12 protein-coding genes are annotated in these 14,448 nt (G+C 55.0%); all 12 read right to left on the bottom strand.

From position 1 onward, the window contains the following. Nucleotides 1-23: 23 nt before the first annotated feature. Nucleotides 24-476, bottom strand: a complete 453-nt coding sequence (locus K5Y32_RS14225; protein ID WP_101763661.1) for a GNAT family N-acetyltransferase — start codon at nucleotides 474-476, stop codon at nucleotides 24-26. 189 nt (nucleotides 477-665) lie between these two features. Beyond that, nucleotides 666-2,123 (bottom strand): NADH-quinone oxidoreductase subunit NuoN, encoded by a 1,458-nt coding sequence (gene nuoN, locus K5Y32_RS14220; protein WP_008105131.1) that lies wholly within the window; start codon nucleotides 2,121-2,123, stop codon nucleotides 666-668. 6 nt (nucleotides 2,124-2,129) lie between these two features. After that, nucleotides 2,130-3,650: an NADH-quinone oxidoreductase subunit M gene (gene nuoM / locus K5Y32_RS14215; protein ID WP_222184638.1), complete on the bottom strand. Its 1,521-nt coding sequence runs from the start codon at nucleotides 3,648-3,650 to the stop codon at nucleotides 2,130-2,132. Nucleotides 3,651-3,734: 84 nt separating this feature from the next. After that, nucleotides 3,735-5,570, bottom strand: a complete 1,836-nt coding sequence (nuoL, locus tag K5Y32_RS14210) for an NADH-quinone oxidoreductase subunit L (RefSeq protein WP_176971190.1) — start codon at nucleotides 5,568-5,570, stop codon at nucleotides 3,735-3,737. Then, a complete protein-coding gene (gene nuoK, locus K5Y32_RS14205) occupies nucleotides 5,567-5,869 on the bottom strand; it encodes an NADH-quinone oxidoreductase subunit NuoK (protein WP_007889334.1) in 303 nt (100 codons plus the stop codon). Before nuoK ends, nuoL begins: the two co-directional genes overlap by 4 nt. After that, nucleotides 5,866-6,417: an NADH-quinone oxidoreductase subunit J gene (nuoJ, locus tag K5Y32_RS14200; protein ID WP_008105138.1), complete on the bottom strand. Its 552-nt coding sequence runs from the start codon at nucleotides 6,415-6,417 to the stop codon at nucleotides 5,866-5,868. The genes nuoK and nuoJ overlap by 4 nt, the downstream gene beginning before the upstream one ends. Nucleotides 6,418-6,427: 10 nt before the next feature. Then, the gene (gene nuoI / locus K5Y32_RS14195) at nucleotides 6,428-6,970 is read right to left on the bottom strand and encodes an NADH-quinone oxidoreductase subunit NuoI (protein ID WP_007889332.1); all 543 of its coding nucleotides are present in this window, start codon (nucleotides 6,968-6,970) and stop codon (nucleotides 6,428-6,430) included. Between the two features lie 11 nt (nucleotides 6,971-6,981). Next, entirely contained in the window at nucleotides 6,982-7,959 is a 978-nt protein-coding gene (gene nuoH / locus K5Y32_RS14190; protein WP_008105140.1) for an NADH-quinone oxidoreductase subunit NuoH, read from the bottom strand. Further along, the gene (nuoG, locus tag K5Y32_RS14185) at nucleotides 7,956-10,679 is read right to left on the bottom strand and encodes an NADH-quinone oxidoreductase subunit NuoG (RefSeq protein WP_222184636.1); all 2,724 of its coding nucleotides are present in this window, start codon (nucleotides 10,677-10,679) and stop codon (nucleotides 7,956-7,958) included. The genes nuoH and nuoG overlap by 4 nt, the downstream gene beginning before the upstream one ends. Before the next feature lie 103 nt (nucleotides 10,680-10,782). After that, on the bottom strand, nucleotides 10,783-12,123 hold the full coding sequence (nuoF, locus tag K5Y32_RS14180) for an NADH-quinone oxidoreductase subunit NuoF (RefSeq protein ID WP_222184893.1): 1,341 nt from the start codon (nucleotides 12,121-12,123) through the stop codon (nucleotides 10,783-10,785). A 2-nt stretch (nucleotides 12,124-12,125) separates the two neighbouring features. Beyond that, nucleotides 12,126-12,641, bottom strand: a complete 516-nt coding sequence (nuoE, locus tag K5Y32_RS14175) for an NADH-quinone oxidoreductase subunit NuoE (protein WP_101763655.1) — start codon at nucleotides 12,639-12,641, stop codon at nucleotides 12,126-12,128. A gap of 2 nt (nucleotides 12,642-12,643) precedes the next feature. Beyond that, entirely contained in the window at nucleotides 12,644-14,443 is a 1,800-nt protein-coding gene (gene nuoC, locus K5Y32_RS14170; RefSeq protein WP_008105149.1) for an NADH-quinone oxidoreductase subunit C/D, read from the bottom strand. Between the last annotated feature and the right edge of the window lie 5 nt (nucleotides 14,444-14,448).

The raw sequence follows: 14,448 nt of genomic DNA, 5'->3' as shown, positions 1-14,448 counted from the left end.
ACGGCGAGGAGCAATCCTCGCCGTTATGCTTTTTGCATGCCGATGTGCGGAATGTCATCTTCCATGTAGACTTCAGTCACCGCTTTAAAGCCCAGACGACCGTAGAACCCTTCCAGATGTGCCTGCGCAGAGAGATAAATAGCGCGCTGCGACCAATACTTTTCACAGCTCTCCAGCGCCTTCTCCATCAAGCGATAGCCCAGCTTCAAACCGCGTGCTTCTTCAGAAACAATCACACGACCAATCATTACCGGCGCAGAGTCTAGCGCTGGCGTTAACACGCGCGCATAGGCCAGCAGCTTACCGTCGAGAAATCCGAGAATGTGGCGATTTTCGGCAGCTAGATCCTGGCCATCAATATCCTGATAAGGACAGTTTTGTTCCACGATGAAGACATGATTGCGCAGTGCCAGCAAAGTGTAGAGTTGTTGCGCTGTCAGTTCACTGTGGTGGCAATCAAGCCAAAGCATTTCCATGGTGCTTCCTTGTCTGAGCGAAAAAAAGGGATCCGCTGAGAATATCACACTGGCTACGCCAAACGCAGTGAGCAGCAGCGGCAGCTGAAAACCTCGTGGTGACTCTGTGCTCAACCTCTCACTACGCCGTGAACTGCAGGCAAAAAAATCAGGCCCGCAGGCCTGATTCAGTGGTTTCGTGAATCTGAATTACATTAGCGGCTGAGCCATCTGCACCAGTGTAATCAGCGGCTGCGGATAAACACCGAGCAGCAGCACCAGAATCGCAGAGATCAGCACTACAACGCCGCCGGCCGTAAACGCCCAGTTGGCTTGCGTATCGCGATTGTGCAGTTCTGGTGGGCTGAGATACAGGCTCACCGTCACGCGCAGATAGTAGTAAAGACCAATCGCACTACCCGCTACCACCGCGCCACTCAACCACCACAGATGTGCATTCACACTCGAGGCGATAACGTAGAACTTACCGATGAAGCCAAGCGTCATTGGGATACCCGCCAGTGACAACATCATCACCGTCATTACCGCAGACAGAATCGGACGATGCCAGAACAGACCACGATAGGAATAGAGCGTATCGGCATCCGGACCGCGATATGGGCTCGACATCAGGCTCACTACGCCGAACGCGCCAAGGCTGCTGAACAGGTATCCGGCCAGATAAACACCTGCGGTTTCCAGCGACAGCTGATGGGTTTTCACCGCAATCAGCGCCACCAACAGATAACCAAGGTGCGCGATCGAGGAGTAACCGAGCAGACGCTTAATGTTGCTCTGGGAAATCGCCATCAGGTTACCGAACAGAATCGACGCAAAGGCAATGATGCCCAGCACGGTACGAACCGCTTCGCTGTCAGTGACTGGCGCGTACATGAACAGGCGCATGATCACGCCAAAGATGGCGATCTTGCTGGCGGTGGCGAGGAAGGTTGAAACCGGCGCAGGCGCACCCTGATAAACGTCTGGCGTCCACAGATGGAAAGGAACCAGCGACAGTTTAAAGCCCAGTCCGATAATCATCATGCCCAGACCGAGCAGCAACAGCGGCTCCTGAATCATGCTATCGCTCAGACTTTTACCCAGCTGCACAAAGCTCAGGCTGCCGGAATCAGCATAAATCAGCGCGATACCGAACAGCAGGAACGATGAGGCCGCCGCCGACAGAATGGTATATTTCAGCGACGCTTCCAGCGAACGTTTCTGGCGGAAAGCATAACCAATCAAACCAAACAGCGGCAGTGACAGCAGTTCGATACCGATGAACAGCGCTGCCAGATGATTGGCGCTCGCCAGCACGATCCCGCCGAGTGCTGCAATCAGCACCAGCAGATAGAACTCATCTTTGTTGTCCGGGAAACCGGCCAGCCACGGATAAGCGAAGGTGCAGGTGGCTAAACTCGCCAGCACCACCAGCGCGGTGTAGAACATCGAATAGCCATCAACGCGCAGCAGCGGCGTGACGTCCATCGCTCCCGCCTGGCCTACAAACCACAGAGAAAACAGCGCAATGTTAAGTCCGATCACCGTCAGCGTGGCATTAACAAAGTGATTGCGTCGCCACGCAATGGACAGCATCACCACCACCACCGTCAATCCGACGATCAACAGCGGCAGTAACGCGATCAGATGTTGAGGAGTTATTGTCATGGCGAATTACGGCCTTGTAGTTGAAATTGAAGCGGTAAACCACTGCTGAATATTGCTCATCGCAGCATGGGATGTGTCGAGGATCGGCTGAGGATAAATCCCCAGCAGCACCAGCAACACCACCAATACGCCGATAGTCATGAACTCACGCGGTGACATGCCTGGCAGCGGATCTTTCGACTTTGCTTCGCCGAAGTAAGCGCGCTGCATCATGATCAGGGAGTAAACCGAAGCAAACACCAGACCAAAGGTTGCAATGACGATAATCACCGGTACCACCTGGAAGCTGCCGGTCAGAATCATAAATTCGCCAACAAAGTTACCGGTGCCCGGCATACCAAGGTTTGCAACCGCGAAGAACAGTGACAGACCCGGAATCCATTTGATACGTGACCACAAGCCGCCCATCTGACGCAGGTCGCGGGTGTGCAGACGCTCATACAGCTGACCACACAAGATGAACAGTGCCGCAGCAGAGAGACCGTGCGCAATCATCTGAATCACCGCGCCCTGGAAGGCCAGCTGGCTGCCAGTGTAGATGGCGATGAGCACGAAGCCCATGTGCGAAATAGAGGTGTAAGCGATCAGTCGCTTGATATCAGTTTGTGAGAATGCCATCCATGCACCGTAGAAGATGCCGATGATACCCAGCCACATGGCAATCGGTGCGAACTCTGCTGACGCATTCGGGAACAGCGGCAGACTAAAGCGCAGCAAGCCGTAGGCCGCGGTTTTCAGCAAGATACCTGCGAGGTCAACCGAACCAGCGGTGGGTGCCTGGCTATGCGCATCGGGTAACCAACCGTGCAATGGCACCACTGGCATTTTCACCGCAAAGGCGATAAAGAAGCCGAGCATCAGCAGATATTCAACGGTGTGCGACATTGGGGTTTTCAGCAGTTCTTCGTAGCTGAAAGTCCATACGCCGGTGGCGTTGTAATGGACAAAGACCAGCGCCAGAATCGACACCAACATGATCAGACCAGATGCCTGGGTGTAGATGAAGAACTTGGTCGCCGCGCTGATACGCGTTTTACCGTCTGATGCTTTGTGGCCCCACAGTGCGATGAGGAAGTACATCGGCACCAGCATCATTTCCCAGAAGAAGAAGAACAGGAACATGTCGATGGAGAGGAAAACGCCAATCACACCACCGAGAATCCACATCAGGTTGAGGTGGAAGAAGCCCTGATATTTCTCAATTTCGTTCCAGGAGCACAGCACCGCCATCAAACCGAGCAGTCCGGTCAGCACCACCATCAGCAGGGACAGACCATCAATCGCCAGATGGAAGTTGATGCCAAAACGCGGGATCCACGGTACTGAGAAAGTCGATTGCCATTGCGGAATGCCCGCAGCCTGCGTCAGTGAATAGCCTCCCTGCAACCACAGCTGCAGGCCAAGCGCTAGCGTCAGGCCCATGGTGATCATGGCAATCCAGCGCGGAACTTTTGCGCCAAGACGCTCCGCAAGCCAGCAGAGCAAGCCACCGACAAAAGGTATGATAATTAGCCAAGGTAATAACACGGCAAACTTCCCTTTTTATTGCCTTACTTCAGGCAATTTTTGACATTCTAATTGGGCGAGCGAACCCGCCCCGCTCATCAATCTTTAAATCACCAGCAGCAGCGCCAGCACCACAACGGCACCAACACTCATCGAGGCAACGTACCAGCGAAGATAACCGTTTTCGCTCACTACCAAACCTTTATTACCAATGCGCGACAGCAGCGCAGGCAGGTTCATCAGTGAGTTAAGCGGATCGCGCTTCAGTAACCAGGCAATGCCGAGATAAGGTTTTACAAACACCTTGTCATACAGCCAGTCGAAGCCCCAGGCCGCGAACCACCAGGTGCCGAAGAAACGCCCCGGCGCGCTGTTAGCAATGCTGGTCACCAGTTGACGTTTACCCAGCCACAGTGCTGCCGCGATCAGGATACCGACAATGGCCACCACGCCTGAGGTGATTTCCAGCATCACTTTGCCGCCTTCACCAAACTCGTTCTGCGGCAGAACACCCGCCAGAGGAGGTGTAATCAGCGCACCAATAAAGGTGGAGAGCACCATCAGAACAATCAGCGGCAGGTGATGCGTAATGCCTTTACCGGCGTGAGCATGAATTTTCTCTTCACCGTGGAACACGATAAAGATCATGCGGAAGGTGTAGATCGAAGTGAGGAATGCACCCACCAGACCCGCTACCATCAGATTGATGTGACCATTCGCCATCGCACCAAACAGGATTTCATCTTTACTGTAGAAACCTGCGGTGATCAGCGGCAGCGCGGCCAGCGCGGCACCGCCCACCAGGAAGCAGACATATACCAGCGGGATGCTCTTACGCAGGCCGCCCATTTTGAAAATATTCTGCTCGTGATGGCAGGCAAGAATGACCGAGCCCGAAGAGAGGAACAACAAGGCTTTAAAGAAGGCATGCGTCATCAGGTGGAAAATCGCCGCGTCCCATGCCTGCACGCCAAGCGCGAGGAACATGTAGCCGATCTGACTCATGGTGGAGTAAGCCAGCACGCGTTTGATGTCGGTTTGCACCAGCGCAGCAAAACCTGCCAGCACCAATGTAATCGCACCAATGATACCTACCAGATGCAGTACTTCCGGCGTCAACAGGAACAGACCGTGTGTACGTGCAATCAGGTAAACACCGGCGGTTACCATGGTCGCGGCGTGAATCAGTGCCGAAACCGGAGTTGGACCGGCCATCGCATCCGCCAGCCAGGTTTGTAATGGCAGCTGTGCCGATTTACCGACCGCGCCACCCAACAGCATCAGGGTTGCCCACTGCAGCATGTGGTTGTCTGCAGCGAAGTGGGCTGGTGCCAGTTCAACCAGTTCGCGGAAGTTCAGCGTGCCCAGTTCGTTGTAGAGGATGAACAAGGCGAAAGCGAGGAACACATCACCTACGCGGGTGATAATAAAGGCCTTCATCGCCGCTTTGCCGTTCTCTGGATTGCTGTAGTAGAAGCCAATCAGCAGATATGAGCACAGGCCCACGCCTTCCCAGCCGAGATACATCAGCATCAAGTTATCGGCCAGCACCAACACCACCATGCTCGCGATGAACAGGTTGGTGTAAGCGAAGAAGCGCGAATAACCCTCTTCACCACGCATGTACCATGAAGCGAACATGTGGATGAAGAAGCCAACGCCGGTGACGACGGACAGCATGGTCAGAGAAAGTCCGTCCAGCACCAGATTCACTTTAATGTCAAAGTTGCCGACGTGAATCCAGGTCCAAAGCGCCTGAGTAAACGGCTGCTGACCCTGGTTGAAGAAGTCGAAACCGGCATAAATAGTGGTTAATGCTGCCAGACCAACAGAACCCATACCGATTGCTGCCGACAGGTTCTCCGACCAGCGACCGCGTGAAAACGCCAATAGCAGGAAGCCAATCAGCGGAAATAATACGGTTAAATAGAGAAGATTCATCCGCGCATCTCGCTCACTGTGTCAATGTTCAGCGTCTGACGACGACGATAGAGCTGGAGCAACAGCGCCAGACCAATACTCGCTTCCGCCGCCGCAAGGCTAATTGCCAGGATGTACATCACCTGACCATCAGCTTGTCCCCAATAGCTGCCTGCTACCACCAGCGCTAACGCGGAGGCATTGATCATGATTTCCAGACCAATCAGCATAAACAGGATGTTACGACGCAGCACCACGGAGGTCAGGCCGAGAACAAACAGCACAGCGGCCAGCATCAGGCCGTGTTGTAACGGGATCATGCGTGATCCTCCTTATTCGCTTGCGCATCAGCTTGACGATTGCTCAGCACTTCGCCGTGACGCTCTTCACGTCCAATATGGAAGGCCACGACCAGACCGGCGAGCAGCAGCATTGATGCCAGCTCAACCGCCAGAACATAGGGACCAAACAAGCTGATACCGACTGCTTTCGCGTCGATGACGGTGCCATCAATGCCCTGATCGGTTGCCGTGCTAATCGCGTAAATCATTACCGCCAGCAGCAGTAAAGAGACGATGCCCGGACCAATCCACAGCGAAGGCTTCAGCCATTCGCGCTCTTGATCCTGCTGGGTTTTTCCCAGGTTCAGCATCATCACCACGAAGACGAACAGCACCATGATGGCACCTGCGTAGACGATGATTTCCAGCGCACCGGCAAAGTAGGCGCCCATTGAGAAGAACACGCCGGCAATCGATAGCAGCGAAACAATCAGGTACAGCAGCGCATGTACTGGATTGGTGTGGGTGATGACGCGCAGCGTCGTCAACACCGCCACCAGTCCGCAAAGATAAAACGCAAATTCCATACCTGGCTCCTTAAGGTAACAACCCTTTGACGTCGATCGGCTTGGCTTCGTTTTCCGCTTCGCCCTTCTCTTTTCCGTCGATCGCCATACCAGCCATACGATAGAAGTTGTACTCCGGATATTTACCCGGACCGGAAATCAGCAAGTCTTCTTTCTCATACACCAGATCCTGACGCTTAAACTCACCCAGTTCGAAATCGGGTGTCAGCTGAATTGCGGTGGTTGGGCAAGCCTCTTCACACAGGCCACAGAAGATGCAACGTGAGAAGTTGATGCGGAAGAACTCGGGATACCAACGTCCATCCTGCGTCTCGGCTTTCTGCAGTGAGATACAGCCGACAGGACAAGCTACCGCACATAAGTTACAGGCAACGCAGCGCTCTGCACCGTCCGGATCGCGCGTCAGCACGATACGGCCACGGTAACGCGGCGGCAGATAAACCGGCTCTTCCGGATACATTTGGGTTTCGCGCTTGGCGAAGGCATGCATGCCTATCATCCAGATACTGCGCACTGTCGTGCCGAAGCCAACGACAATATCTTTTAAAGTCATCTCAATGTCCCTTACTGCGCGGTGTACAGAATCACTGCGGCGGTCGCCAGCAGGTTCAACAGCGTCAACGGCAGACACACTTTCCAGCCGAACGACAGCACCTGGTCATAGCGTGGACGCGGCAGCGCAGCACGAATCAGGATAAACATCACCATAAAGAACGCTGTTTTCAGAGCGAACCAGATGAATGGCGGCAGGAACGGACCGTGCCAGCCACCGAAGAACAGCGTCACGATCAGCGCTGAAACGGTGGTGATCGCCACGTATTCACCGACGAAGAACAGACCGAATTTCATACCGGCGTATTCGATGTGGTAACCGTCCGCCAGTTCCTGCTCTGCTTCTGGTTGGTCAAACGGATGACGGTGACATACCGCTACGCCCGCGATGCAGAAGGTAAGGAAGCCGAAGAACTGAGGAATGATGTTCCACAGATGCGCCTGGCTTTCGACAATGGCATTCATGTTGAACGAGCCGGCTTGCGCCACCACGCCCATCAGTGACAGACCAAGGAACACTTCATAGCTCAGCGTCTGCGCCGATGCACGCATCGCACCCAACAGTGAGTATTTGTTGTTACTCGACCAGCCCGCGAACAGCACCGCATACACCGCCAGGCCCGCCATCATCAGGAAGAACAGCAGACCGATGTTCAGGTCGGTGACCATCCAGGTCGGCGAAACTGGCACAATGGCGAAAGCCAGCAGCAGCGATACGAAGGCGATAACCGGTGCCAGCGTAAAGATGAAGCGGTCGGTAAATGGCGGAACCCAGTCCTCTTTAAAGAACATTTTGATCATGTCAGCAGCCAGTTGCAGCGAGCCGCCCCAACCCACACGGTTTGGTCCGTAGCGGTTCTGCCACAGGCCGAGCAGACGACGCTCGGCGAAACTCATGAAAGCACCGCAACCGACAACTACCAACAAGATGACCAGCGCTTTGCCGATGTTGATCAGGATTTCAATAACGTCCGGTGTCAGCCAACTCATTGCGCGGCCTCCTGCAGTTTGTCAATTTGCGCACCTGAGAGGAACGGCGGCACGCCCGGCATACCGAGCGGTAAACCAACCTGCCCTGCTTGCAGCGACGCAGAGAAACGTACCGGCAAGCGCAGTGTTTCGCCCGCACACACCAGCTCAACGGAAGAACCGTTATTAACGCCCAGTTTCTCAGCATCAGCCGGGTTGATCACCAGCGTGGCCGGTGACATACGTTTCTGGAAGGTGGTTGAACGCTGTGTCATCTCCTCGCTACCAAACAGCTGGTAGTAAGGTGCGACGCGCCACTGGCTGCCTTCAACAAAGCTTTCCGGAATCGCGGTAAACCACGGCAGCGAACGATCGCTGGCTTCAAACAGACGCACGCCCGGATCGCCATGACGCAGTTTGCCGCCCACTTCAGCCTGGAACTTGTTCCATGCCTGCGGTGAGTTCCAGCCCGGCGCCCAGGCAAATGGAATCTGCGAACGCGGTGCGCTGGGTTGGTTGTTCCCTTCCATTGAGAAAGCAAACATGGTGTCTTTATCTTGCGGCTGACGCGGTTCATGCACGCTGATGTTGGCGCGCATCGCAGTACGGCCACTGTTACGGTGCGGTGAACGTGCCAGTTTTTGACCGCGGATACGGAAGCTCGCGTCTGGCGCGGCATCCTTAATGCCTTTCAGCTGTGGCAGCGCCGCTACGGTGGCATCAATCACGTGATCCAGCTGAGTCCAGTCGATGTGACGGCTCTCAACCGCGCTGTGCAGCGAACGCAACCAGCGCCAGCTCTCCAGCATCACGACGCTGTCATCGTAATAAGCGGGATCGTAAACCTGGAAGAAGCGCTGCGCACGGCCTTCGTGGTTGATGGAGGTGCCATCGCTCTCCGCGAAGCTGGCGGTTGAAAGCACCAAACCGGCTTTTTCCAGCGTTGCGGTACGTTGATGATCAACCACGATCACGTTGGCGGTGGTATCGAGCGCTGCATCTACGTTGGCTTTCGGCGCATGACGATAGAGATCGTTTTCCAGCACCACCAGCGCATCGGCTTCGCCTTTGCTCAGCTGCTCCAGCGCGCTGTCCAGCGATTGACCGCCCATCAGGCCGAGGCCAAAGCTGTTCGCCGCACCCGCGAGGAAGGTAATACCGACATCGGCACCGCGCGCTTTCAGGGCTTTCGCCACGTTCGCTGCGGCTTCAATCATCGCGATACTACCGGAGTGGGTACCGGAGATAATCAGCGGTTTTTTCGCACCTGCCAGCGCCTGAACCACCACATCTACTTTGCCGTTCAGTTTGCTGTCGAAGCCGCTGACTGCCGGCGCGCTTTCATCCAGCGCATTGGCAATAGCGAAGCCGAGACGCGCCTGATCTTCCACCGGTGCGCGATAGCTCCACGCAGCGATATCATCTAAACGGGTTTCGTCAACGTTGGTCACGAACAGCGGATGTTTAGCGTGCTGACCGATGTTAAGGATTGCCGCGATCTGCCAGTCAGCCACTTTCTGTGCCGCTGCCATCTCACGCGCTTTACCTTTAACTGCCTGACGTACAGACAACGCCACGCGTGCGCCAACCTGAGTCAAATCTTCACCCAGCACCAGCACCGCATCGTAGCCTTCAATCTCGCGCAGTGATGGCGTGTAGATGCCGCCGTCCTGCAGGACTTTCAGCATCAGCTCAACCCGAGCCTGCTCACCGGCTGGCATACCGGTTGAGAAGTTGGCTGCGCCAACCAGCTCACGCAACGCGAAGTTGCTTTCAATGCTGGCACGCGGAGAACCGATACCGATCACTTTCTTCGCCCGACGCAATACATCCGCCGCCGCATTCACCGCTTGTTCAGCATTCAGGCTGACCAAATCGTTGCCGCGTTGCTGTACCGGATGACGTGGACGATCTTTGCGGTTGACGTAGCCGTAACCGAAACGACCGCGATCGCAGAGGAAATAGTGGTTTACGGTGCCGTTATAGCGGTTTTCTATACGACGCAATTCGCCGTAGCGCTCGCCTGGGCTGGTGTTACAACCCACGCTGCACTGCTGACAGATGCTTGGCGCGAACTGCATATCCCATTTACGGTTATAGCGTTCGGAGTGCGTTTTATCGGTGAATACACCGGTCGGACAGATTTCCACCAGGTTACCGGAGAATTCGCTTTCCAGCGTGCCATCTTCCGGACGACCAAAGTAGACGTTGTCGTGAGCGCCATAAACGCCAAGATCTTTGCCGTCGGCATAATCTTTGTAGTAACGCACGCAGCGATAGCAGGCGATACAGCGGTTCATTTCATGAGAAATGAACGGGCCGAGATCCTGATTCTGGTGGGTACGTTTGGTGAAGCGATAACGACGGAAACTGTGTCCGGTCATTACCGTCATATCTTGCAGATGGCAGTTACCGCCCTCTTCGCACACCGGGCAGTCGTGCGGATGGTTGGTCATCAGCCATTCCACCACGCTTTCACGAAACTCTTTCGCTTCGCCATCGTCGATGGAGATAAAGGTGCCGTCCGACGCTGGCGTCATGCAGGACATGACAAGGCGACCGCGGGTATCTTCGGCATTCTGGAATTGCTTCACCGCGCACTGGCGGCAGGCCCCCACGCTTCCCAGCGCCGGATGCCAGCAAAAATAAGGAATATCAAGGCCCAGAGAAAGACACGCCTGCAGCAGGTTGTCCGCTCCGTTCACATCATATTCTTTACCGTCTACATGGATTGTAGCCATAGTGAACATGCTTCCGTAAGGCTCGCCATAAGACGAGCGTTAAACATCTAATTCTTTCCCCACGCCATTTCGGCATGAGGTGAGTTCCGTGTACGGCGGCTGATTACCAGCGCGCTTTCAGCAGGTTCGGCTGAATACCGCCGATGGCTCGGGTATTGCCAAACACCTGCGGCGCAATGCCAGCTTCAAATTCTTCACGGAAATATTTAATCGCGCTCTGCAATGGCTCGACGGCGCCCGGTGCGTGGGCACAGAAGGTTTTACCTGGGCCAAGCTGGCGGCAGAGTTGCTGCAGGGTTTCGATATCACCCGGCTGACCTTTCTTCTGCTCCAGCGCACGCAGGATCTTCACGCTCCATGGCAATCCATCACGGCACGGCGTACACCAGCCGCAGGATTCGCGCGCAAAGAACTCTTCCAGGTTACGCACCAGCGAAACCATGTTGATTTCGTGATCGACCGCCATCGCCAGCGCAGTACCTAAACGGCTGCCGGCTTTACCAATGCTGGCAAATTCCATCGGCAAATCGAGGTGCTGATCGGTGAGGAAGTCAGTGCCTGCTCCGCCTGGCTGCCAGGCTTTAAATTTCAGGCCATCGCGCATGCCACCGGCGTAATCCTCAAGGATTTCACGTGCCGTGGTGCCGAACGGCAATTCCCAGACGCCAGGATTTTTCACGCGGCCAGAAAAGCCCATCATTTTGGTGCCGGTGTCTTCGCTGGTAGAGATGTTTTTGTACCAGTCAACGCCGTTAAGGAAGATGGCAGGCACGTTCGACAGCGTTTCGGCGTTGTTAACGCAGGTCGGCTTGCCCCACACGCCGGCGCTGGCCGGGAATGGTGGCTTAGAACGCGGGTTCGCACGACGTCCTTCCAGCGAGTTGATCAGCGCTGTTTCTTCACCGCAGATATAACGACCTGCGCCGGTGTGGACGATCAGCTCGAAATCAAAACCAGTACCAAGAATATTTTTGCCGAGATAGCCCGCTTCGGTGGCTTCAGCAATCGCGCGACGCAGATTAACGGCCGCTTCGATGTACTCACCACGTAAGAAGATATAGCCACGATAGGCTTTCAGCGCGAACGCACTGATCAGCATGCCTTCCACCAGCTGGTGCGGCAGTTGCTCCATCAGCAAGCGGTCTTTGTAAGTGCCCGGCTCCATTTCATCGGCATTACACAGCAGGTAACGGATGTTCATGGATTCGTCTTTCGGCATCAGGCTCCACTTCAGGCCGGTGTTAAAGCCTGCACCACCGCGGCCTTTCAGGCCGGAGTCTTTTACCGCCGCGACGATTTCGTCCTGGCTGAAATCTTTCAACGCTTTTTCTGCGCCGACATAACCGTTTTTACTGCGATATTCATCGATCCAGATCGGCTGCTTGTCGTCACGGAGACGCCAGGTCAGTGGATGCGTTTCGGCAGTACGAATGATCTGTTTAATGGTCATTGATACTGCTCCAGCAAGTTGGCGATGCCTTCAGGCGTCAGATGAACGTGGGTATCTTCATCCACCATCATGGTTGGCCCTTTATCGCAGTTACCCAGGCAGCAAGTTGGCAGCAGCGTAAAGCGTCCATCCGCCGTAGTCTGGCCCGGCTTGATGTTCAGATTTTGCTCCAGCGCATCCTGAATCCCCTGATAACCCGTGATGTGGCACACCACGCTGTCACAGTAGCGAATAACGTGACGGCCAACCGGCGTACGGTAGATTTGGCTATAGAAAGTCGCTACGCCTTCAACATCACTGGCTGGAATCCCCAGCACGTCTGCGATGGCGTTAATCGCGCCGTCCGGCACCCAGCCACGCTGTTTCTGCACGATCTTCAACGCTTCGATCGAAGCGGCGCGTGCATCTTCGTAATGGTGTTTCTCGTGCTCGATAGCGTGGTGCTCGGCCTCGCTCAGCACGAAGACCTCAGTAGGGTCGATGGTGTGAATAGCAATTTTTTGATCGTGCATAATTAGCGGTCCACGTCTGACATAACAAAATCGATACTACCGAGGTAAACGATCAAGTCGGATACCAGGCTGCCGCGGATCACCGATGGGATCTGCTGCAGATGCGGGAAGCTCGGCGTACGCACGCGGGTGCGATAGCTCATGGTGCTGCCATCGCTGGTCAGGTAGTAACTGTTGATCCCTTTGGTCGCCTCAATCATCTGGAAGGATTCGTTGGCCGGCATGATTGGGCCCCACGAAACCTGCAGGAAGTGAGTGATCAGGGTTTCAATGTGCTGCAGCGTGCGCTCTTTCGGCGGCGGCGTTGTCAGCGGATGGTCCGCTTTGAACGGGCCTTCAGGCATGTTGTTCAGGCACTGTTCCAGAATGCGCAGTGACTGCCACATCTCTTCCATTTTCAGCTGCACGCGGGTGTACGCATCACTGATGCCAGCGCCAACCGGAATTTCGAAATCGAAGTTTTCGTAACCTGAATATGGACGCCATTTGCGCACGTCAAAATCTAAACCAGTGGCGCGCAGACCTGCGCCGGTGGTGCCCCACGCCAGTGCTTCGTCCATGTTGTACGCCGCAACACCTTGCGAACGGCCCATCAACACGGTATTGCGCAGTGCGGCTTTGTCGTACTCTTTCAGACGCTTCGGCATCCAGTCGAGGAAGTCGCGCAGCAGACGTTCCCAACCTTTCGGCAGGTCATGCGCGACGCCGCCGATGCGGAACCACGCCGGGTGCATACGGAAACCGGTAATCGCTTCCACCACATCATAAATTTTCTGACGATCGGTAAAGGCGAAGAACACCGGCGTCATCGCGCCGACGTCCTGAATAAAGGTGGAGATATAGAGCAGATGGCTGTTAATGCGGAACAGTTCAGACAGCATCACGCGGATCACATTGACGCGATCCGGCACGGTAATGCCCGCCAGTTTTTCCACCGCCAGCACGTACGGCATTTCGTTCACGCAGCCGCCGAGATACTCGATACGGTCGGTGTACGGAATGTAGCTGTGCCAGGATTGGCGCTCGCCCATCTTCTCCGCGCCACGATGGTGGTAGCCGACATCGGGAACGCAATCGACGATTTCTTCACCATCTAACTGCAGAATGATTCGGAAAGCACCGTGCGCAGAGGGGTGGTTCGGACCGAGGTTGAGGAACATGAAGTCCTCATTGGTGGTGCTGCGCTTCATGCCCCAATCTTCAGGCTTGAAGGTCAGCGCCTCCATCTCCAGATCTTCTTTCTGCTTAGTCAGCTCGAAAGGATCGAACTCGGTAGCACGCGCCGGATAATCTTTACGCAGCGGATGTCCTTCCCACGTCTGCGGCATCATGATGCGCGTCAGGTGCGGGTGACCATTGAAAGTGATACCAAACATCTCCCAGGTTTCGCGCTCATACCAGTTGGCGTTGGCGAAAATTTTGGTGATGGTTGGCACATTTAGATCGTTTTCAGATAAAGCGACCTTGAGCATGATGTCGCGGTTGCGTTCAATTGAAAGCAGATGATAGAAAACGGAAAAATCAGCGGCGGGCAAACCGGCGCGGTTAGTGCGTAAGCGCTCATCAAAACCGTGCAAGTCATAAAGCATGACATACGGCTTTGGCAGCTTGCGCAGGAATTCAACGATTTCTAATAGCTGTTCACGCTTTACCCAGACAACCGGAATCCCGGTGCGGGTAGCCTGAACGGTAAAGGCATCCGGCCCAAAACGGTTACGCAGCTCGCCGACCACTGGGTCATCCAGGTGATCGCGGGTTTGCCATGAAGGCTGTGCGAGATCTTGCGTGGTTAAATCAGTCATACGTT

Origin of the sequence: Pantoea sp. DY-15 (genome assembly GCF_019795935.1) — a bacterium.
In the GTDB taxonomy this organism is placed as follows: Bacteria; Pseudomonadota; Gammaproteobacteria; order Enterobacterales; family Enterobacteriaceae; genus Pantoea; species Pantoea leporis.
This window is presented reverse-complemented; position numbering and strand designations above follow the sequence as displayed.

What these genes read in the sequence shown, in the direction of transcription:
- nuoN (WP_008105131.1), bottom strand. Translation starts at nt 2,123, where the DNA reads ATGACAATAACTCCTCAACATCTGATCGCGTTACTGCCGCTGTTGATC.
- nuoG (WP_222184636.1), bottom strand. Translation starts at nt 10,679, where the DNA reads ATGGCTACAATCCATGTAGACGGTAAAGAATATGATGTGAACGGAGCG.
- nuoI (WP_007889332.1), bottom strand. Translation starts at nt 6,970, where the DNA reads ATGACTTTAAAAGATATTGTCGTTGGCTTCGGCACGACAGTGCGCAGT.
- nuoL (WP_176971190.1), bottom strand. Translation starts at nt 5,570, where the DNA reads ATGAATCTTCTCTATTTAACCGTATTATTTCCGCTGATTGGCTTCCTG.
- nuoJ (WP_008105138.1), bottom strand. Translation starts at nt 6,417, where the DNA reads ATGGAATTTGCGTTTTATCTTTGCGGACTGGTGGCGGTGTTGACGACG.
- K5Y32_RS14225 (WP_101763661.1), bottom strand. Translation starts at nt 476, where the DNA reads ATGGAAATGCTTTGGCTTGATTGCCACCACAGTGAACTGACAGCGCAA.
- nuoC (WP_008105149.1), bottom strand. Translation starts at nt 14,443, where the DNA reads ATGACTGATTTAACCACGCAAGATCTCGCACAGCCTTCATGGCAAACC.
- nuoE (WP_101763655.1), bottom strand. Translation starts at nt 12,641, where the DNA reads ATGCACGATCAAAAAATTGCTATTCACACCATCGACCCTACTGAGGTC.
- nuoK (WP_007889334.1), bottom strand. Translation starts at nt 5,869, where the DNA reads ATGATCCCGTTACAACACGGCCTGATGCTGGCCGCTGTGCTGTTTGTT.
- nuoH (WP_008105140.1), bottom strand. Translation starts at nt 7,959, where the DNA reads ATGAGTTGGCTGACACCGGACGTTATTGAAATCCTGATCAACATCGGC.